This is a genomic window from Streptomyces caniscabiei (assembly GCF_014930365.1).
Taxonomy (GTDB): domain Bacteria; phylum Actinomycetota; class Actinomycetes; order Streptomycetales; family Streptomycetaceae; genus Streptomyces; species Streptomyces caniscabiei.
On the sequence record NZ_JABXWI010000001.1, the window covers coordinates 166298 to 186511 of the forward strand.

The window sequence follows — 20214 nt, forward strand, 5'->3', positions numbered from 1 at the left end:
TCGGTACGGCGGAGGTCGGGTGTTTGCGGTGGCGGGGGATCGGGGAGCGGACCGGCTACTTGAGGTCGATCACTCGGACCGGCTGCCCGGTGGTGCGGGCGATGGTTTCGAAGTCGCGGTCGTAGTGCAGCAGCATGAGTCCTGCTTCTTCTGCGGCCGCGGCCACGAGGAGGTCGACGGCTCCGGCGCTGCGGTGCTCACCCTTGGTGGTGAGCTCGCGCTGGACGATGCGGGCGCGCCGGTAAATGCCGTCGGGCATGGGGCACCAGGTGAACTGGTTCAGCCGTTCCTGGATGGCCTCGCGGTCTTTCTCGGAACGTGCGGAGTAAAGGACTTCCAGTTCGGTGAGGTCGCACAGGGCGATCAGACCGGCGCCCATCCTCTGCTCCCACTCCTCGGTCGCCTGACGCAGCAGCACGCGAGCCAGGGCCGACGTATCGATGAGGTAGTCGGCAACGCTCACCGGGCGGAACCACCTCGATAGTTACGCTTGTCCAGGAGGAATTCGATGTCGAGGGCGCCTTCATCCGCGAGATCCTGCAGCTCATGCAGGGCACGCAAGCGACGGTTGCGTGCGACGACCTCACGCAGGGCGGTGTTGATGGTGTCCCGCTTCGTGGAAGTGCCCAGCTCCTTCGCTGCGGCGTCCAACGCGTCGTCGTCGAGATCGATGACGGTTCTGCTCATGAGCCCACCTCCGTATACACCAGCCAATGTATCACTATACATGATCGAATATATCGCGAGGAGGGGTCGGAACCAGTCTGCCGCTTGCGGACCGACGAGCATCCATGGACAGCAGGGACACGCCAGGACTCGGCTCGGTACGTCGCGACAGACCGCAGAGCGCGCTCGGTGCCAGCGGAGGGCTCCGAGATCCTCGCCATGCGACTCCGGGAGCCATTTGGGAGCCGATCTGCTCCCCAGACCCTCCCGCCGGGGCCGGGGGGTGTTGATCAGGCCGGGAGCCAGGTGGGCCATTGGGGTGGGATGTTGGTTGGGGGGCAGAGGCCTGAGTCGGCCGGGTAGTCGGCCAGGGTGCCTCGGGTGGCGAAGAGGTACCAGGCCAGGGCGGCCGTGGTGAGGAGTACCAGGAGTAGCGGCAGCGTGGCGCGGAGCGCTTTTGGCGCGTGGCGTGCCAGGCGGCGGGCGAGGGCATGGGTGAGCAGGGCGACCAGTGCCTCGGCTGCCACGGTCAGGGGGAGCAGGAAGTTGAGTTCGAAGCGGCCGCCCGCGTCGTAACCCGCGTCGCAGTACGCGCGTGCCCAGACGGTCAGGGACCAGGCGGCGGCGCCCATCGTGGCTCCGAGCAGGGCGGAGCCTGCCCAGGGAAGGCAGGAGGTGGGTCTCGGGTCTGCTGTGTGCACGACATGACATGACTGCCGATGCGTCGTCCGCGGTTCCGGGGGGGCGTTGTCAGAGGGTGAGGGGGAGGTGGCTCAGGCCTCGGGTCAGGCGGGTGTGGCGCCAGGGGAGGGCGGCGGCGGGGGTCGCCAGGCTGGCTCGGGGGTGGCGGGTGATGATGGCGTGGAGGGCCAGTTCGGCTTCGGCGCGGGCCAAGGGGGCTCCCAGGCATCGGTGGATGCCGTGGCCGAACGCGAGGTGGCCGGTGGCGCTGCGGGTGAGATCGAGACGGTCGGGATGGGGGAAGCGGTCGGGGTCGCGGTTGGCGGCGCCGGGTGCGATGAGGACCGGGGCGCCTGCGGGGATCTCGGTGCCGCCCAGGGTGAGCGCCTCGGTGGTGTAGCGGAACGTGGCGATCCCGACGGGCGAGTCGAAGCGCAGCAACTCGTCCAGCACGTCGCCGATGAGCCGCGGCTCGGCCCTCAGTCGCGCGAGCGACTCCGGGTGCCGTAGGAGGGCCAGGGCCGCGTTGCCGATGAAGTTGGTCGTGGTCTCGTGGCCGGCCACCAGCAGGAGTACGGCGAGCGAGACGAGCTCTTCCTCCGACAGGCGGTCCTGGCCGTCTCGTACGGCGATGAGGTCGTCGAGCAGGCTGTTGCCGGGGGCGGCGCGCTTGGTGGCGACCAGGGCCGTCATGTAGTCACCGATGGCGTGGGAGGCGGCGTCGATCCGCCGGGGGTCTCCGGCTGCGAACAGGTCGCTCGACCACGTCCGTACGGATGCGCGGTCGGGCTCGGGGACCCCCAGCAGCTCGCAGATGACCGTGACGGGCAGCGGGACCGCCAGTTCGGCGACGAGGTCCACCGTTCCGTGGTCCGGCCAGGCGTCGAGCAACTCGTCGACCACGCCGGAGATGTACGGGCGCAGCCTCGCCACCGCCCCCGTGGTGAACGCCTTCGCCACCAGTGCCCGTAGCCGGGCGTGCTCCGGTGGGTCGGTGGCGAGCATGTTCCGGGAGACGGCCGGATGGAGATCGCGCTGCGACGGTCGGCCCGCGAAGAACCTCGCCGTGTCCTTCGAGAGCCGGGGGTCCGTGAATGCCTCCCGGGCCTCGGCGTAGCCCGTGACCACGTAGCTGTGGCGGCCTCCCGAGCCGGTGGCCACCTTGCTCACCGGTGCCGCTTCACGCAGGCGGGCGTAGGTCGGGTAGGGGTCGGTGAAGAAGCCGGGGTCCTGCAGCGGGTCGGGCGCCGGGTTGGTCACGTTCGGGGGTCCGTTCCGGATGGCGTCAAGGGTTCGGGGGTGGGCGACCCGCAGTCCGGGGTGGTCGCGGGGGTGGTTCCACGAGTGGTCGCGGGGGTGGTTCGGGTGTATGCCCTGGCCACCAGGAGCAGCCATTCCGTTTCGGCTCTCAGGTTGCCCGGTCGGGAGGGGGGTTTGGGGGGTGGTGGGGTGGGGTGGGATTTCGGTTCGCTCGCGGTTGCCGGTTCGGTTTCCGTTTCCGCCTTCTTCGTGTGGATCGCCGCGCGCAGGACGGCTGCCTCCACGATCGCGTCCCCTTCCGGGGTTCCCGTCAAGCCGCGTGCGGCGACTGCTCGTTCGGCACTCTGCTGGACGCGGGGCGAGCGGTGGGGGCGGAGGGCCAGTACGCCGTCGTTGATCTCGATCACCCGGCGGTGGAGGTGGAAGTCGGAGTCGTCCCCGTGCCGCGAGTCCGTCGAGGCCAGGACGACTTCGGGGGTCGTGTCGGTGATGTCCTTCCACAGGACGGCCAGCGCGGCGAACGACCTCGACTCCCAGCGGCGGCGCAGGAACTGGCTGACGGGCCAGGCGACCGCCGGGAGGGTGAGTCCCAGGGTGATGAGGAGTACCGCGAGCGCCGGCGCCGTCACGCTGAACACGCAGCGGACGGGGCTGACAGGAGTCGAGCACCGGACACCGTGCGGCAGGAGGTCCAGTTCCAGCCCGATGGAGATCAGGCCGAAGACCTTGTACGCGGCGTACACCAGCGCGAAGGCGCAGCCCACGGCGGTGATGCGCAGCCCTGCGCGCTGGCTCCTGCGGCGTGACTGGCCGGCCTGTTTCCAGGTCTGCTTGCCGAAGTCCTTCGCGGTGACGCCGAGGTACGTGATGTAGATCAGCACGTACAGCGCGTACAGCTGGGGCGAGTCGTCGTTCAACTGGCTGGCGGTGAACAGCACCGTCATGCCGGTGACGGAGATGCCGAGGAACAGCACGCGCCGTCGGATGCTCCGCCGGGCCTCCTCGGGTTCCAGGTCGAGTTGCAGCATGAACGCCAGGACGGAGGTCGCGGCGGCCAGCGTGAACGAGTTGCTCAGCAGTCGTCCGCCGTCGGGGACGACGCTTTCGACCGCGTTCTCCACGACGGAGACGTACGAGCCGAAGGCACAGGCGAAGGAGACGAGGAGTGCCGCCATGGCCCAGGTGCCGGTCGGCCGGTGGCCGCCCCGGCCGCGGAGCCAGTAGCCGGCGGCGAGCAGCAGCACGAGGGCCACGCCTGCGAACAAGAGGTCGATCATCGGCGGCGACGGCCCTTCCTGGTGGGTTCGGCGAACAGGGCCTCCCAGCGTTCGGCGCCCTTCTCGGGCTCGCGGGGAGGTAACTCGCGTCCGCGGTAGATGTGCTGCCGGATGACGGTGGCCATCGTCTCGGCCTCGCGCTCGTCGTCCGTGGAGTAGCTCGTCCGTCCGTTCATGCGCCGGACGAGGGTGGGGTTGAAGCCGAGGGCGTGGCAGGCGTCGGCGTCCAGTTCCAGCGTGCCGGGGTGGTCGCAGATGATGTGGCTGACCTCGTGCGCGAGGATGTGGTTCTGGTGCAGGGCGGAGGTTCCCTCCTCGTAGAAGAGGAGGTCCGCGTCGGGTGTCTCCAGGCGGATCCCGCAGGGGGCGTCGATCGCGCCGAGGGTGCTCAGGGGGCGGAGGATGATCGGCCGGCCGCGTTGCTCCGCCACGGCGTCGCAGAGGTCTCTCGTGTTGAAGCGGTGCGGGAGGCTGAGCGCGTCCACGCGTTCTTCGCATGCGCGGCGTAACCGCTCAAGGTCCATGTCCGGTCCTGACGTTGCTCGGGTCTGGCCGCTGACGGCGTGACCCCGTAAGGCCGGAGTGCGATCCGGGGTCCCCGGCACCGAATCGCTCGAAAGCTTAGGCGAACACGTGGGCGCGTCCAAGGGAATCCGGGAGCTGTGGCTGAATGGCCGGATCTCGCGATCTGGGTGCCCCCTGGCGGTGGCTGCGGGCGGTGTTAATTGTCCAGGTCGAGGTCGTTCGATGGGGTTTCGCCCGGGAGACCCTCCAGGATGCGGGCCTGTTCGATCACCGCTGTCACCATCTGGAGGGTTTCCGCGCTCAGGCCGTTGGCGCGCAGGGCCACGGTGCGGACGTTCTGGTCTCGCATGGCGGCCAGGACGGCGATCTCCGCCCGGGTGCGCTGGGCGGCCTGCTCGTCGACGAAGTAGCCGGCGGGAACGCCGAAGAAGTCGGCCAAGGCCTTGATGGTGTGCCGCGTGGGGTTCTTCTTGGCGCCGGTGCGCAGTTGCTGGATCGCACTCGCCGTGAGCCCCTTGCCCTCGCCCCCCGAGGCCTCTCGGATCCCCTCGGCGACCTCGGCGTACGTGTAGGGGCCGCGACCCGCGGGGTGGACCTCCTGGAAGAGGTGGTCCAGCAACTGCGCGAAGGTGCGCGCCTCGTCGTCTGTCACGTCCGGTACGTCCTTGTCCTGATCGCCGCTGTGTCCACTCTGGTGCGTGTGAGCGCGGACCGCGGTGGCTTCTGATCAACTTTAGTTGACGATCGACCACAACTACGGTGTACGTTCTACGAGGGATCACTCACACCAGAGTGTTCCACGGCGCCAGGTGGCCGGGTTCCGCGGGGGTGGGCCCGGCCGCCTTGGAGCCTTCAGCTCCGGAGCGTTTTCGTTTCGGAGCTTTTTCCGTTCCGCGACGCCGCCGTACGGCCGCTTCGTCCGGCACCGGTCCCTCCCCACGTGGGGACCGGTGCCGGACGGCGCGGGGGTGTCGATCCACGCTTGGGGACGCGGATCGAGGAGGTGGTGGCTGGGGGGCGTCGCTGAGGGTGGCCGGATGCGTGCGGCATGATGGATCGGATTTGCGGGCGCTACGCCGGTGGCCTCTGCGGGCCGTGCACGGCGTGTGCGGCCTGGGCCCGATCCTGCCAGTCGGGGCTGGTGGGAGAGGAGGGCTCTGGTCTCCGGTGACGGAATATCCGCAGGTCAGACCAGCAAGGTGAGTTTTCCGGTCCGGATGTCCACGCAGCGGGGGAAAGTAAGGGGTAGATGCCTTGAGTCACGGCTCCGAGGCACGCACGGCATTCGCGGAACGTCTCGCGCTGCTGTACAAGGAAGCGGGCAATCCTCCCCTCAAGAGCGTCTCCGAGTCGGTCGTCCGGCTCCAGCGGGTCGACGAGCGCGGGCGTCCCGTGCGGGTCTCGGCCCAGCGGATCAGTGACTGGCGACGGGCCCGGAACGTGCCCGCGCAGTTCGCCGCCCTCGCCGCCGTCCTTCAGGTACTGATCCCCGAGGCCCGGCGTGCGCGGCCCGTTCCGGTGACCAAGGGGCTGTACGAGATGGCCCAGTGGCAGAAGCTCTGGGAGCGTGCCCTGGCCGATCCCGCCGGGGAGCGCCCGGCGGACTCCGCGTCCGGCACCTCGGCGGCCCCGCCCGGCGCCGTCCCGGACGAGCAGGCTCCCGGCGAGGGCTCGCCCCTCCCCGGCGGCGTCTGCCCCTACCGGGGGCTGGCCTCGTACCGGCAGCAGGACGCCCGCTGGTTCTTCGGGCGCGAGCGGAGCACGGACGCGCTCGTCGAGCTGTTGCGCGCGGCGGGGCGCACCGGCGGCCTGGTCATGCTCGTGGGTGCCTCGGGCGCCGGGAAGTCCTCCCTCCTCCACGCCGGGCTCGTCCCCGCTCTCCGTGACGGCGCCCTGGACGCCTGGGGCGCCGGCCCCGCCGGTGGGCGGCGGGGCGGCGAGGTGCTCCAGCTCGTGCCGGGTGCCGATCCGGTCGGCGAGCTGACCCGTCACATACCGGAGCTGGCGCAGGTCGTCTCCGCGGCCTACGAGCCCGGTACGCCGATGTTCGCCGAGGCGGTACGAGAGGCCGTCGCGGCGTGGGCACGACGGCGCGGGTCGGGGTCCGGGTCCGGGGGCGGGCCCGTGAGCGGCAGCGGCGGCAGCGGCAGCAGCAGCAGCCGAAGCACAAGCGGGACCAGCCAAGGCGCCCGCAGCGAACCCCGGAGCACCCCCGCCTCCGCCCTCTCCTCCGGCCCCACCCGCTCTCCCGGCCCCCTCCCCACCCGCGCACCCCTCCGCCCCGTCCTCATCGTCGACCAGTTCGAAGAGGCCTTCACGCTCTCCTCCGACGAGGCTGACCGGCGGACGTTCGTGCAGTTGCTCAGTGCGGCGTGCACGCCCGGCGCGGGGGGCGAGGCCGCGCCCGTGGTCGTCGTACTGGGTGTGCGGGCCGACTTCTACGAGCAGTGCCTCGGCTATCCGGAACTCGCGGACGCCCTTCAGCACCGGCACATGGTGCTGGGGCCGCTGACCACGGCCGAGCTGCGGGAGGCGGTGACCGGCCCGGCCAAGGCCGTGGGGCTGGAGCTGGAACCCGGGCTGGCGGAGCTGATCGTGCGCGAGGTGAGCGCGGACGGGCCGCGCGGGGCGCACGACGCGGGCGTACTGCCGTTGCTCTCGCACGCCCTGCTCGTGACATGGCAGCGGCGCAAGGCGGGCCGGCTGACGCTGGCCGGGTATCGGGCGGCCGGCGGTATCCAGGGCGCGGTGGCCGCCACCGCCGAGCGGGCCTGGTCGGGGCTGGACCCGGCGGCGCGATCCGCGGCGCGGCTGCTGTTGCTGCGGCTGGTCCGGCTGGGCGAGGACACCCAGGCCACCCGGCGCCGCGGCACCCGGCGGCAGCTCGCGGACGGCTCCGCGGACCCGGCGAAGACCGAGGAGTCGCTGGAGGCGATGGCCCGCGCCCGGCTGCTGACGCTGGACGCGGAGACCGTCGAGATCACCCATGAGGCACTGCTGCACGCCTGGCCGCGCCTGCGGGGGTGGATCGACGAGGGCCGCAACGACCATCTGCTCCGGCAGCGGCTGGAGGAGGACGGCCGCGCCTGGGAGGACTCCGACCGCGATTCCTCGCTGCTCTACCGGGGTTCGCGGCTCGAACAGGCGCACACCTGGGCCAAGTCCACCGGGGGCGCCAGGTCCACCCCGGACGCCAAGTCCACCGGGGGCGACGGGGGCAAGGGCAAGGGCGGCGCCGAAAGAAAGACCGGCACCGGCGACCCCGGTGACGCCGCTGACACCACCGGCGTCTTCCTGACCCGGAGCGCCGTGGAGTTCCTGGCCGCCTCCGTCCGACTGCGCCGCCGTACCGTCCGGATCCGGCGGAGTGCCGTGGCGGCGCTGGTGGCGTTCGCCCTGGTGGCCGTCGGCTCGGCGGTGGTCGCCTGGCAGCAGCGCAACGACGCGGTGTTCGAGCAGGTGGTCGCCCAGGCCGACCGGGTCCAGTACTCGGATCCGTCGCTGTCGGCCCAGCTCGACCTGGTGGCGCACGAACTACGGCCCGACGACGAGGGCACCGGCAACCGGCTGGTCTCGATCGTCAACGCGCCCCTGGCCACCCCGGTGCTCGGCCACGGCGGTGCCGTCTACCTCACCTCCTTCAGCCCCGACGGGAAATACCTGGCCACCGCCAGCTACGACCGTTCCGTACGGCTGTGGGACGTGGCGGACCCGTCCCGGCCCAAGGCCCTCGGCAAGCCCCTCACCGGGCACACCAGCTGGGTGAGCAGTGCGGTCTTCGCGCCGGACGGCCGTACGCTCGCCAGCGCCGGCGACGACGGCACGATCCGCATATGGGACGTGCGCGACCCGCGTGCCCCGCGCGCGCTGGGCGCACCGCTGACCGGGCACGACGGCACGATCTTCCTGATCGCCTTCAGCCCGGACGGGAAGACGCTGGCGTCCGTGGGCGAGGACCAGACCGTACGGCTGTGGGACGTGAGCGACCCGGCGCACGCTACGGAACTCGGCGCGCCCCTCACCGGCCACAGCGCTCCCGTACGCGCCGTCGCGTTCGGTCCGGACGGGAAGACGCTGGCGACCGGGGGCGACGACAACACGATCCGGCTGTGGGACGTGGCCGATCCGCGTGCGCCGCGCGCGGTGGGTCCCGTGCTCAAGGGCCATACGAGCCTGGTGCACTCGCTGGCTTTCAGTCCCGACGGGCGGACGCTGGCCGGCGGCAGTTCGGACAACACCGTCCGGCTCTGGGACGTGGCCGAGCCGCGCCGGGCGCGTGCGCTGGGCGCGCCGCTCACCGGGCACACCGGCCCCATCTGGTCCGTGGCCTTCAGCCCGGACGGCAGCACGCTCGCCGCCGCCAGCGCGGACAGCACGGCGAGCCTGTGGAACGTCGCGGACCCGGCGTACCCGTCGCAGGTCGGCGAGCCGCTGGCCGGGGCGAGCGGGGAGATGTTCGCGCTGGGGTTCAGCCCGGACGGCCGGACCCTCGCCACCGGCAGCGGTGACAGCAAGGTCCGGCTGTGGTCGGTGCCGACCTCGGACATGGTCGGCCGGAACGGAGCGTTCCGGCCGGACGGGCGGGTGCTGGCCACCGCCGGGCGCGACGGCCGGATCCGGCTGTGGAACGTGGCGGAGCCCGGCCGACCCGTGCTGCTGGGGAAGGCGTTCACGCTCGAGGACAGCGGCAATCGCTCCCTGTCGTTCTCGCCCGACGGCCGCACCCTGTCGATCGTGGCCGGCAACCGGGCGCTGTATCTGTGGGACGTCGGCGACCCGGCCCGCCCGGTGCTGCGGGGGTCGCCGCTGCCGCTGCGGATCCGGTACACGGACGCGCAGGCGTACAGCCCCGACGGGCGGGTCCTGGCCACCTCCTACGGCGACCACGACGTGCGGTTGTGGGACGTCAGCGACCCCTCTCGCGTCGTCCCGCTCGGCAAGCCCCTCACCGGGCACAAGGGCTACATCCTCGCCCTGGTCTTCAGCCCGGACGGCCGGACGCTCGCCAGCGGCAGCGCGGACGGCACGATCCGGCTGTGGGACGTCAGCGATCCGGCCCGGTCCGCGCGGCTCGACGGGCCGCTCACCGCCCACCGAGGCGCGGTCAGCGACCTCGTCTACAGCCCGGACGGCAAGACGCTGGCCAGCGGCGGTGGCGACGACACGGTCCGGCTGTGGGACGTCTCCGACCCGCGCGAGGCGACCCGCCTGGGCGCCCCGCTCGTCGGCCACACCGAGGCGGTCGTCTCGCTGACCTTCAGCCCGGACGGCCGGACCCTGGCCAGCGGCGGCAACGACAGCACCGTCCACCTCTGGGACGTCTCCCGTCCCGCCGAGGCCTCCCCGATCGGCCGGGCGATGAGCCCCAACGCCAAGACCGGCCAGTTCCTGTCGTTCAGCCCGGTCAGCGATGTGCTCGGGGTGTCCAGCGGCGCCGACACCGTACGGCTGTGGAATCTCGATGTCGACGATGCCGTACGGCACATCTGCTCGTCGACGCGCGGAGTGCTCACGCGGGAGAAGTGGGACGAGTATTTGCCTCGGCTGTCGTACGAGCCGCCGTGCGAGGGTGCCTGACAAGCCGCTGAGCAGCGCGTTCGCGATCGCCACCCGGTCCGTTCCGGCCATCGGGACGGGGCCGGGGGCGAGGTGGTCGGGCCTGTGGGCCCGCGTGATCCCGATCACAACTTGTCAACGCTATCGACCAGTCGGCTCCCGTCGCGCGAACAGCCTTGTTAGCCTTGGCCATAGCCCGGTCGCTGGTGCATCCCCCGTCGCCAGCGACCGGGCCCTTTCATGCCCTCCGGGCCCTCGCCCGCTGCCTCTAGCCGTCTCAGCCGTTCCAGGCCTCGTCGTACGGGTCCTGCGGTGCCTTCACCGGCTTCGTCGTGGTGACCCGGAGGTAGGGGACGGCGGTGCCGTTGAGGGGGTCCTCGGTCCGCTTCGGCGTGTAGGTGCCGGTGACCTCGATCCAGGTGTCGGGCTGGAGCACGGCGGGGAGTTCGCCGGTGAGGGCGATCTTGACGGGCTGGGCGTCCGCGGCACAGCAGTTGAGGGCCATGCGGACCAGATACGGCGTCCCGGAGTCGTCGAACGCGAGGAAGCCCGTGACCTTGAGCGGGCGGCCCGCGAGGGCGCGCCCCTTGTCGTAGACCGCGCGGCCCGCGTAGTCGGCGACGCTCAGGCGGAGGGTGCCGTCGGCGGGGAGCTTCGGATAGCCCCAGGGCTGCTCCTGGAGGGCCGCGCCGGTGCGCATCGCGGTGTACGAACCGGCGGCGGGCGGGGCGACCAGGACGAGGGCGAGCAGCGGGAGGACGAGCAGCCAGGAGACCCGGGGTTCGCGGTGGGGGTGCGGCTCGTCGGCAGGGGCGTGCGGCTCGTCGGTTTGGGAGTGCGAGTCGTCGACGTGGGTGTGCGGCTCGGCCTGTTGCTCCTGCTGGCGTGCCCGGCGTTCGTACCAGAGGGTGGCGGCCGCGGCGGCTATGAGGACGATGCCCGCGCCGATGAGGAGGGGGCGTAGGCCGGCCTTGACGTAGCGGAGGTACAGGTCGGTGAAGCCGGCGTGCAGCAGGGCCCCGCCGGTGAGGAAGAGGATGACGGTCTGGGCCTGGCGGTTCACAGCAGCACCGCCCCGACGAGGGCCGAGACGAGGATCGCCAGGGCGAAGGTGGCGGGGGCGAAGCGGAGCGCGAAGGCGCGGCCGAAGGTGGCGGTCTGCATGGCGAAGAGCTTCAGGTCGATCATCGGGCCGACGACCAGGAAGGCCAGCCGGGAGGTCAGGGAGAACTGGGTCAGGGAGGCCGCCACGAACGCGTCCGCCTCTGAGCAGATCGACAGCAGCACGGCCAGGACGGCGAGGGCGAGGATCGCGATCACCGGATGGTCGGCAGCGGCATTCAGCCAGCTCGCCGGGACGACCGCCTTGAGCGTGGCCGCCGCCATCGCGCCGACGACCAGGAACCCGCCCGCGTGCATCACGTCGTGCCGCACCGAGCCCCAGAAGGCCGCGCCCCTGCCCTGGCCCTCGTAGGACGGCCGCTCCGGCGGGCGCATCCACTCGCCGCGGCCCAGCCGTAGCCACAGCCAGCCCATCGCACAGGCCACCAGCAGGCTCGCCACCAGCCTGGCCAGCACCATCTCGGGGTTTCCCGGGAAGGCCACGGCGGTCGCGGTCAGCACGATCGGGTTGATCGCGGGGGCGGAGAGGAGGAAGGCGAGCGCCGCCGCGGGTGTCACGCCCCGGCGTACGAGGGCGCCCGCGACCGGCACCGAGGCGCACTCGCAGCCCGGCAGCACCACCCCGGCCACGCCCGCGGCCGGTACCGCCAGGGCGGGTCGCTTCGGCAGCGCGCGGACGAAGAACGACGCGGGCACGAACACCGCGATGGCCGCCGACAGCAGCACCCCGATGACCAGGAACGGCAGGGCCTGCACGACCACCGCGACGAACACGGTCATCCAGCTCTGGGTCACGGGCGCGGACAGCAGGCCCCGCAGCGGGGCCTGCGCCACCACCGCGAGGACCAGCAGCATGGTGAGCAGGAGGGGTGGGTCGAGATGCCGGCCGCGGTGCGGGGCTTCTTCCTTGGTTGTGGCCACGGGGGACGGTACCTCCGTAGGGAACGGCTGTGCTGAGCGGGCCTGTTCGACCCTTTCCTCCCATACGGCGCCCGGCGCGGGGTTGCTCACGGCCACCGGAAACCATTTTTAGTAATGGGATCCATTTTCATGTAGCGTTCCGGTCCATCACCCTGTGGAGGAGGACCCCATGGCCGTACCCAAGCGGAAGATGTCCCGCAGCAACACCCGCCACCGTCGCGCCCAGTGGAAGGCGAGCACGCCCCAGCTGGTGCCGTTCACGGTCGACGGCACCACGCACCTCGTACCGCAGCGACTGCTGAAGGCGTACGAGCGCGGGCTGATCCACCCCGAGGGCTGAGCGGTGACCACGCTCCGGGAGCGGCTGCCCGTCACCGTCCTGTCCGGGTTCCTCGGCGCGGGCAAGACCACCCTGCTCAACCATGTCCTCGGCAACCGCGAGGGGTTGCGGGTCGCGGTCATCGTCAACGACATGAGCGAGGTCAACATCGACGCCGCGCTCGTGCGCGGGGGCGAGGCGGCGCTGTCCCGCACCGAGGAGCGGCTCGTCGAGATGACCAACGGGTGCATCTGCTGCACCCTGCGCGACGATCTGCTGGAGGAGGTGGACCGGCTGGCGCGGGAGGGGCGTTTCGACTATCTGCTGATCGAGAGTTCGGGGATCAGCGAACCCATGCCCGTCGCGGCCACGTTCGCCTTCGCGCGCGACGACGGGGCCACGCTCGGGGATCTCGCCCGGCTCGACACGATGGTCACGGTCGTCGACGCGGTGAACTTCCTGCCGGAGCTGGCGCGCGGGGACGAGCTGGTGGCGCGGGGGCTCGACCAGTACGAGGACGACGAGCGCACCGTGAGCGATCTGCTGATGGACCAGGTGGAGTTCGCCGACGTGATCGTGCTGAACAAGCTCGACCTCGTCGACACGGCGACCGCCGAGCGGCTCGCGGCGACCCTGGCCCGGCTCAACCCGGCGGCGCGGATCGTGCCGGTCAGCCATGGGCGGGTCCGGGTCCGGGACGTCCTCGGCACGGAGGCGTTCGATCTCGAACGGGCCCAGCAGGCGCCGGGGTGGGTGCGGGAGCTGAACGGTGAGCATGTGCCGGAGACCGAGGAGTACGGCATCTCCTCGACGGTGTTCCGTGCCGAACGGCCCTTCCATCCCGGGCGGTTGTGGGAGTTCGTGACCGAGGGGCTCGACAGCGGTGCGTTCGGGCAGGTGCTGCGGTCCAAGGGGTTCTTCACGCTCGCCGGGCGGCCGGGGGTCATCGGGCTGTGGTCCCAGGCGGGGTCGGTGGCCCGCTTCGAACCGACTGCCGCGCAGGACGAGGAGGCCCCGTTCGCGCAGGAGTTGGTGTTCATCGGGACGGGGTTGCGGGGGGATGCGTTGCGGGCGGCTCTCGCCGGGTGTCTGGTGACGGGGGACGAGGTGGGTTCCCGGGCCCTCGATGATCCGTTCCCGGCGTGGGATGTGCACGGGGTTGTCTGCGAGTGAGGTCGGCTGCGGGGCGGTGGGGCTTCTCGCGCAGTTCCCCGCGCCCCTAAAAGCCCAGGCCCTGCGGGCCTGACAGACCACGGCCCTGCGGGCCTGAAAAGCGACGGGCTGCGGGCTGAAGAGCACGGGGCGCAGCCCCTGCTTTTCAGGGGCGCGGGGAACTGCGCGACCAGCCCCCACTCACCCGCAGCCGACCGACCCGGCCCAGACCTACTCACCCGCCCGTCTCCCCAACAACTCCGCCAGCCCCCGCCGCGTCGCCGCCAGCACCACACGGTCCTCGGCCCGCAGGACGTACGTGGGGGGCAGGTCCCAGATCAGTCCCGAACCCGGCACCGGCCCGGGCGCCCGCTCCGGACCCGGTTCTGCGGGCGCCGCCGTGTCGAGGGCCAGCACCCGCCACGCCCCCGCCCGGAACGCCTCCGCGACCGTACGGCCCTCCAGGCGGCGGTGACCTCGGACCTCCACGGCGGCGAAGAGAAGCACACGGCGCTCGACGGGGATCGCGCCCAGGATCTGGCGCCCCATCATCGCGCCGGCGAACGCGGGGGCGGCGAGGTGGGTGACGCTGCGGCTGCGCGTCAGGGCGCCCGGGTGGGCGGCGCGGAGGGTTCGGTAGACGGCGGTGGCGAAGTCGTCGTCGTACAGGCGCAGGACGACGCGCAGGTCGGGGCGTACGGAACGGGCGTACAGGCCGGCTTCGAGGTTCGTCGTGTCGGAGCTGGTGACGGCGAGGAGGGCGTGAGCCCGGTGGATCTTGGCGGCCTCCAGGACGCCCTCCTGGGTCACGTCGCCGAGGATGACCGGCACCCGTAACCGCCGAGCCTCGGCGAGACCGCGCGCCTCGGGGTCCTCCTCGACGCAGACGACCGGGATGTGCAGGTCGCGCAGGCGGGCGAGCACCCGGGTGCCGATCTTGCCGAGGCCGAGGAGGACGACGTGTCCGGACAGGCCGCGCGGCGGCTTGCGCAGCGCGGTGCCGCTGCGGAACGTGCCGAGCGCCTCCAGGACGGCGGCGAGCAGCACGGGCAGCAGGAGTAAGCCCATGAGGCCGGAGAGGAGTTGGAGGATCTGGCGCGAGTCGCTCTGGTCGGTCGCGGGGTCGGCGATCCCGAAGAGGTCGAGGAGGGTCGCGTACGTCGCCTGGAGCGGATGCTCCCCGGTGATCACCATCTGGGCGACGGCGAGGGCGAACACGCACCCGATCATCCCCGCGAGGGACCACCGCAGGCGCCGCGAGAGCAGCGACCCGAAGGCCCCGAGCGGACCGCCGCCGGACCGGCCGGGCCGCAGCGCGGGCCCCGCGTAGCGCACGGTGTCCAGGACGACGGTGCCGCGCCCGGTGGCCTCCGCCACCGCCCGCTCGTCGGGCAGGAGTTGAGGGCCGCGTTCCCCGCTGCCCTCCGAACCCTCGGTTCCGGCGGGGTCGTTGGTGGTCGCCGACAGCAGCGCGAGAGTGCACAGCCCTGCCGAGCCCTGGCCTCCCGCGCCCTGGCCCGCCCGGCCCGGGGGGCGTTCCACCGCACGGAGCAGCAGCCCGTCCGTCTGGACGACCTTGCTGGTCCCGGCCACGGCGGTCGCCGCCAGCGCGGGCGCGGCCGTGTCGGCGTCGGACAGGACGGTCGTCGAGGCGCCGAAGCCGTCGACCCCGTCGGCCGCGGTTCCGCCCGTCGCCAACGCCGATGCCTGGTCGAGGAGTTCCTCGATGTGCTGGCCCAACCGGCGGTTGTAGAGCCGCAGGACGAGCCGCAGGCGCGGGTTGAGGCGGCGGGCGGTGAGGGCGGCGCGGATGTTGGTCTCGTCGTCGTCATAGACCAGGGCGAGCGCGGCGGCCCGCTCCACCCCGGCCTCGGCGAGCACGGCCTCGGTGGCCTCCCCGGCCTCCAGGACCCGCTCACCGCCGTCCCGGGCGTTGTTCCTGCCGCCTCCCCGGTCGCCCCCTCGGTCCCCTCGATCCCCTCGATCCCCTCGATCGCCTCGGTCGCCTCGGTCGCCTCGGTCGCCTCGCTCTCCGGTCCGGTCTCCAGCCGGGCCGGTTCGGTCACCGGTCCTGTCGCCGGTGGTCGGATCGCCGTTGCCGGCCGCCCTGTTGACGGCCGCCGTCACCCGGTCGAGGAACGCGGCGGCGGTGCGGGCGCGCCCGACGACCGGCCGTTGCGCGACCCGCGCGGTGGGCGGCACGACGAGGGTCACCTGCTCCCGGTACACGGTCCGCAGTTCGGCGGCGAGCCGGTGCGCCAGCCCGTCGTCCCCGCAGACGACCATGTGCGCGCCCGGGTCGGGCGGACCCGGCTGCCGGCCCGGACCGATACGGCTGTTGTGCTGCGAAGGGCTCCCCACGAGGCAGAAGACTGCCGCATGGACAGGGCCGGTTCCTCAGTGATCCGGATCACAGTTGCCGGTGTGAGTGCGACGGCGGGTGGAAATCCGTACTCAAGAGGGACGGATCGACGGCGGTGTCCGGATGCGAGGATGGGGCGCCATGACCGCAGGGTGGGGTACGCGCACGACACGCGCCGCGATGTTCGCGGCCGTCTGTGTGCTGCTCGCCGCCCTGGGCCACGTGCTGATGTCCGGTGGTCATGTCCCCTGGTGGGCCCTGGCGGTCGGGATCTCCGCGACCGGCGCGGTCGGCTGGTGCCTGGCCGGGCGTGAGCGCGGCCTGCCGCTGATCACCTCCGTGGTGGTCGCCGCGCAGACGGCCCTCCACTGGAGCTTCGAACTGGCGCAACCGATGGGCTCCATGGCCGCGGGCTCCGTGGGCTCGGCCTCCATGGGCTCGGCCTCCATGGGCGCGAGTTCCGCGGGGGTGAGTTCCGCCGGCGCCGGTTCCGCCAGCGGCGCCATGGACATGGACATGGGCTCCGCCCATATGAATCACACCGTCCACATGGGCCCGACCGGTCACATGGACCATGTGGACCCCTCCGGTTACTTCCTCGACGGCGCGGACGCGTCCTCGTCCGGCATGTTCGCCGCGCATCTGCTGGCCGCGCTGCTGTGCGGTCTGTGGCTGGCGCACGGCGAGCGCGCCGCCTTCGCGCTGCTGCGCGCCGTGGCCGCCCGGCTGGCCGCGCCGCTGCGGCTGGCGCTCGCGCTGCCCGTCGCGGCGGAGCGGCCGCGCCCCCGCGTACGACGCGGCCGTACGGACCGCTCGCCGCGTCGGCTCCTTCTCGTCCATGCGATCACCTCTCGGGGTCCGCCCGCCGGGACCGCTGTCAGCTGACGACAGCCGGTGCCCCGGGGCAGCCACCACGGCTCGCTCCCCGGGCTACGGCCGTACACCGCACCCCGCGTGCCGTACGGCCGGCTTCCCTCCCCTCCGGACCACCGGACCAACGGGCCACCCGATCACCGGACGCGTTCCCCTGTGCCGCACCTTCGCGCACGTTCGCGCCCGTTCGCGCCCGGACGGCGCCCGTACGGCCATGCGGTTCTCACGTGCCCGTGTCGGTCGATGGACGGTCCGGGTCCCGGACGACCCGAGAAGGACACCAGGTGATCACCCTCACTCCCCCGCCCGCGTCGGTCCCGCGTGCCTCCCGGTCGACGACCGACGAGTCCATAACCGCCTGGGCGCTCGCCGCACGCGGTGGGGACCCGGAGGCCGTCGAACGGTTCGTCGGCGCGCTCCAACGTGACGTCCAGCGGTTCGTCGCCCACCTCTGCGCGGATCCACAGGCGGTGGACGACCTCGCGCAGGACACCTTCCTGCGGGCGCTCGGCAGCCTCCACCGGTTCGAGGGCCGCTGCTCCGCCCGTACGTGGCTGCTGTCCATCGCCCGCCGGGCGGTGACCGACAGCTTCCGGTACGCGGCGGCCCGGCCCCGGCTGTCCGACGTACCCGACTGGCGGCTGGCCGTCGAACACGCCCAGCCGCGCGGACTGCCCGGCTTCGACGACGGCGTCGCGCTCGCCGACCTCCTCGGCGCGCTGCCCGAGGAGCGGCGTGAGGCGTTCGTCCTCACACAGATGCGGGGACTCTCCTACGAGGACGCGGCCGAGCTGACCGGGTGCCCCGTCGGGACGGTGCGGTCGCGTGTGGCACGGGCGCGGGCCACGCTCGTACGGCTGCTGGCGGCGGCCGAGGGGGCGTGTGAGGAGGGCGTGTTGGTGGCGGCCTGAGGTGGGTCCGTCCTGCTCGGTCGTCAGCCGGCAGCGGGCCCGGTGGGGCTTCTCGCGCGGTTCCCCGCGCCCCTTGAGGGCGCGGGGGTGCCGGCGGTCTCAGGGGCGTCCTCCCAGGTGCCGTTCCGCGAAGTCCAGTTCCAGGCGGAGCTGTTTGATGCGTTCGTCGACGACCAGGGAGCCGTGGCCGGCGTCGTAGCGGTAGACCTCGTGGACGGCGGAGCGGGCGGCGAGCCGGTCGACGTAGTTGTCGATCTGGCGGATGGGGCAGCGGGGGTCGTTGACACCGGCGGAGATGTAGACCGGGGCCTTCACCGCGTCGACGTAGGTCAGCGGGGACGAGGCCTCGAAGCGCTCGGGGACCTCCTCGGGCGTGCCGCCGAGGAGCGTGCGGTCCATCGCCTTGAGCGCCTCCATCTCGTCGTGGTACGCGGTGACGTAGTCCGCGACGGGGACCGCGGCGATGCCGAGCGTCCAGGCCTCCGGCTCGGTGCCGAGGCCCAGGAGGGTGAGGTACCCGCCCCAGGAACCGCCGGTGAGGACGAGCCGGTCGGGGTCGGCGAAGCCCGAGCCGACGGCCCACTCCCGCACGGCCGCGATGTCCTCCAGCTCGATCAGGCCGACCCGGTGCTTGAGGGCGTCGGTCCAGGCGCGGCCGTACCCGGTGGAGCCGCGGTAGTTGATGCGGATCACCGCGTACCCGTGGTCGAGCCAGGCGGCCGGGCCCGCGGCGAAGGCGTCACTGTCGTGCCAGGTCGGGCCGCCGTGGATGTCGAAGACCGTCGGGTACGGGCCGGCGGCACCCGGCGGGCGCTGGACGAGGGCGTGGACGCGGCCCCCGGGGGTGTCCACCCAGACGTCCTCCACCGGCACCGAGCCGGGCGACTTCAGTCCCGGCGGATCGAGGACCACCTCGCCGGTCGTGGAGCGGACGACCGGCGGTTCGGCGGCCGAGGACCACAGGTACTCCACGCTGCCGTCGGGGCGGACCGTGGCCCCGGAGACGGTCCCTCGCGGGGTGTCCACCCGCTCCAGGGCGCGGGACGCCAGGTCGTAGCGGAACAGCTCGCTGCGGGCCTCGAAGCTGTGGGCGACCAGCAGCGCGGAGCCGTCCGGATACCACTCGGCGCTGAGGTCGCCCTCCAGCCGGTCGGCGAGTCCGAGGTCGGTCTCCTCGCCGGAGACCACGTCCCACACGAGCGGCTCCCAACGGCCGCCCCGCTGATGGCCGATGAGCAGCCGGGTGTCACCGACGACCGGCGCGAAGCCCAGCACCTCCAGGCCCAGCTCGATCGTGCCGCCCTTGGTGTCGTCCAGCTCGGCGACCGCCGTGCCGTCGGGCCGGACCACGCGCAGCGCGGAGTGCATCGCGTCGCCGTGCTCGGTGTGCTCGATCGCGATCAGCGAGCCGTCGTGCGAGAGGTCGCCGACGCCGGCCGACTCGCGGTGGCGGTAGATCTCGACCGGGGCCTCGCCCTGGCGGGACAGGTGGATCGTGGAGCCGTCCTCGTCGGTGGAGCGGCCGACGACCGCCGTACGGCCGTCACGGCCGATGGCCAGGCCCGCCGGGTACGACGGCTCCAGACCGGGGGCGCCCTCCTCGTCCGGGCCGCCGTGGAAGGGCTGGCGCCGCCAGACGCCGAACTCGTCCCCGTCCTTGTCGTCGAACCACCAGATCCACTCGCCGTCCGGTGAGAGCACACCGTCCGTCGTGCCGTTGGCCCGGTTCGTGACCTGGCGCTGCTCGCCGGTGGCGCGGTCCCACGCGTACAGCTCGTAGGTGCCCGTGGCGTTGGAGACGAACAGCGAGCGGTGCGGCGCGTCCTCCGCCCAGTCCGGCAGGGACACCCTCGGTGCCCGGAACCTCTTCTCCCAGTCGGGCATGGACCCGCTCTGCTGCTGCGGGGTGGCCCCGTTGCTCTCAGTCATGGCCCCATATTGCCCCGCCCGCACGACATTGCGCCGACGAGGCCCCCAGCCTGTGGATAACTTCCGCCGCCAGGAGGGCGGGCCGGGCCGATTGTCAGTGGCCGGGTGCAGACTCGCCGCATGACCTCAACGACATCGAGGACGACACCAGAGCCACCGGAGACACCGGAGACACCGGAGACACCGGAGACAGCTACAGAAACAACGACTCCCGTGGTCCCCGCAGGGGCGACCGCGGGGACCACCGCGGGGCCTCCGAGCACCGATCTCCGCCGGACCGTCGAGCGGTTCTGGGCCACCGCCGAGGGGCGGGACTGGGCCGCGTTCGCCGAGACGCTGGCCGAGGACGTCGTGTACGAGCTGCCGCAGACGCGGGAGCGGATCCGCGGCCGTGAGCGGTACGTGGAGTTCAACCGGGAGTACCCCGGTGACTGGCACGCCCGGATCGAACGGATCGTGGCGGAGCCAGGACGGCCGGGGCAGGTGGTGAGCTGGACGCATGTCACCGTGGGGCTTGAGGAGATGTACGCGATCTCCTTCTTCACGGGGGACGAGCACGGCCGGATCATCGCGATAACGGACTTCTGGCCCGAGCCGTACGAGCCGCCGGCCGGGCGTGAGCACCTCGTCGAGCGGTACTGAGGGGGTCGACCCCGAAGC

At 72.3% G+C, this 20214-nt stretch carries 17 protein-coding genes; 6 read left to right on the forward strand and 11 right to left on the reverse strand.

Features of this window, described 5'->3' with window-relative positions:
* Positions 1 to 55: 55 nt before the first annotated feature.
* The 7 genes from HW837_RS01005 to HW837_RS01030 form a co-directional block, all read right to left on the reverse strand.
* A complete protein-coding gene (locus HW837_RS01005; protein ID WP_045558106.1) occupies positions 56 to 463 on the reverse strand; it encodes a PIN domain nuclease in 408 nt (135 codons plus the stop codon).
* Positions 460 to 687 (reverse strand): type II toxin-antitoxin system VapB family antitoxin, encoded by a 228-nt coding sequence (locus HW837_RS01010; protein WP_045558107.1) that lies wholly within the window; start codon positions 685 to 687, stop codon positions 460 to 462. Before HW837_RS01010 ends, HW837_RS01005 begins: the two co-directional genes overlap by 4 nt.
* Before the next feature lie 269 nt (positions 688 to 956).
* Complete coding sequence (locus HW837_RS48295; RefSeq protein WP_237269798.1) at positions 957 to 1298, reverse strand: hypothetical protein; 342 nt, start codon at positions 1296 to 1298, stop codon at positions 957 to 959.
* Between the two features lie 118 nt (positions 1299 to 1416).
* Positions 1417 to 2607 (reverse strand): cytochrome P450 family protein, encoded by a 1191-nt coding sequence (locus tag HW837_RS01020; RefSeq protein ID WP_313895530.1) that lies wholly within the window; start codon positions 2605 to 2607, stop codon positions 1417 to 1419.
* On the reverse strand, positions 2604 to 3884 hold the full coding sequence (locus HW837_RS48300) for an MAB_1171c family putative transporter (RefSeq protein ID WP_237269800.1): 1281 nt from the start codon (positions 3882 to 3884) through the stop codon (positions 2604 to 2606). Before HW837_RS48300 ends, HW837_RS01020 begins: the two co-directional genes overlap by 4 nt.
* Positions 3881 to 4369 (reverse strand): M48 family metalloprotease, encoded by a 489-nt coding sequence (locus HW837_RS01025; RefSeq protein WP_234442547.1) that lies wholly within the window; start codon positions 4367 to 4369, stop codon positions 3881 to 3883. The genes HW837_RS48300 and HW837_RS01025 overlap by 4 nt, the downstream gene beginning before the upstream one ends.
* A gap of 236 nt (positions 4370 to 4605) precedes the next feature.
* The gene (locus HW837_RS01030) at positions 4606 to 5061 is read right to left on the reverse strand and encodes a helix-turn-helix domain-containing protein (protein ID WP_045558110.1); all 456 of its coding nucleotides are present in this window, start codon (positions 5059 to 5061) and stop codon (positions 4606 to 4608) included.
* Positions 5062 to 5663: 602 nt separating this feature from the next.
* On the opposite strand from HW837_RS01030, the gene HW837_RS01035 reads away from it, so the two are divergent.
* The gene (locus tag HW837_RS01035; RefSeq protein ID WP_237269802.1) at positions 5664 to 9986 is read left to right on the forward strand and encodes an nSTAND1 domain-containing NTPase; all 4323 of its coding nucleotides are present in this window, start codon (positions 5664 to 5666) and stop codon (positions 9984 to 9986) included.
* A gap of 256 nt (positions 9987 to 10242) precedes the next feature.
* On the opposite strand, the gene HW837_RS01040 is transcribed toward HW837_RS01035, so the two are convergent.
* Together HW837_RS01040 and HW837_RS01045 are read right to left on the reverse strand one after the other, a co-directional pair.
* The gene (locus tag HW837_RS01040) at positions 10243 to 11028 is read right to left on the reverse strand and encodes a TIGR03943 family putative permease subunit (RefSeq protein ID WP_045558112.1); all 786 of its coding nucleotides are present in this window, start codon (positions 11026 to 11028) and stop codon (positions 10243 to 10245) included.
* Entirely contained in the window at positions 11025 to 12008 is a 984-nt protein-coding gene (locus HW837_RS01045) for a permease (RefSeq protein ID WP_193379523.1), read from the reverse strand. The genes HW837_RS01040 and HW837_RS01045 overlap by 4 nt, the downstream gene beginning before the upstream one ends.
* Before the next feature lie 169 nt (positions 12009 to 12177).
* Between HW837_RS01045 and rpmF the strand changes: the two genes are divergently transcribed.
* Together rpmF and HW837_RS01055 are read left to right on the forward strand one after the other, a co-directional pair.
* Complete coding sequence (rpmF, locus tag HW837_RS01050) at positions 12178 to 12348, forward strand: 50S ribosomal protein L32 (RefSeq protein ID WP_033524576.1); 171 nt, start codon at positions 12178 to 12180, stop codon at positions 12346 to 12348.
* A 3-nt stretch (positions 12349 to 12351) separates the two neighbouring features.
* Positions 12352 to 13500 carry a GTP-binding protein gene (locus HW837_RS01055; RefSeq protein WP_193379521.1) on the forward strand — a complete coding sequence of 383 codons (1149 nt, stop codon included), beginning with the start codon at positions 12352 to 12354 and terminating at the stop codon, positions 13498 to 13500.
* A 210-nt stretch (positions 13501 to 13710) separates the two neighbouring features.
* Here the strand turns inward: HW837_RS01055 and HW837_RS01060 are convergent, their stop codons facing one another.
* Positions 13711 to 15765: an NAD-binding protein gene (locus HW837_RS01060; protein ID WP_193379571.1), complete on the reverse strand. Its 2055-nt coding sequence runs from the start codon at positions 15763 to 15765 to the stop codon at positions 13711 to 13713.
* Between the two features lie 217 nt (positions 15766 to 15982).
* Here HW837_RS01060 and HW837_RS01065 point away from each other — a divergent pair, with 217 nt between their 5' ends.
* The gene (locus tag HW837_RS01065) at positions 15983 to 16726 is read left to right on the forward strand and encodes a hypothetical protein (RefSeq protein ID WP_045558116.1); all 744 of its coding nucleotides are present in this window, start codon (positions 15983 to 15985) and stop codon (positions 16724 to 16726) included.
* Between the two features lie 272 nt (positions 16727 to 16998).
* On the forward strand, positions 16999 to 17625 hold the full coding sequence (locus tag HW837_RS01070) for a sigma-70 family RNA polymerase sigma factor (protein ID WP_045558117.1): 627 nt from the start codon (positions 16999 to 17001) through the stop codon (positions 17623 to 17625).
* A 99-nt stretch (positions 17626 to 17724) separates the two neighbouring features.
* Here the strand turns inward: HW837_RS01070 and HW837_RS01075 are convergent, their stop codons facing one another.
* Positions 17725 to 19554 carry a S9 family peptidase gene (locus HW837_RS01075; RefSeq protein WP_078853468.1) on the reverse strand — a complete coding sequence of 610 codons (1830 nt, stop codon included), beginning with the start codon at positions 19552 to 19554 and terminating at the stop codon, positions 17725 to 17727.
* Between the two features lie 213 nt (positions 19555 to 19767).
* Between HW837_RS01075 and HW837_RS01080 the strand changes: the two genes are divergently transcribed.
* Positions 19768 to 20196: a nuclear transport factor 2 family protein gene (locus HW837_RS01080; protein ID WP_193379520.1), complete on the forward strand. Its 429-nt coding sequence runs from the start codon at positions 19768 to 19770 to the stop codon at positions 20194 to 20196.
* Positions 20197 to 20214 lie beyond the last annotated feature (18 nt).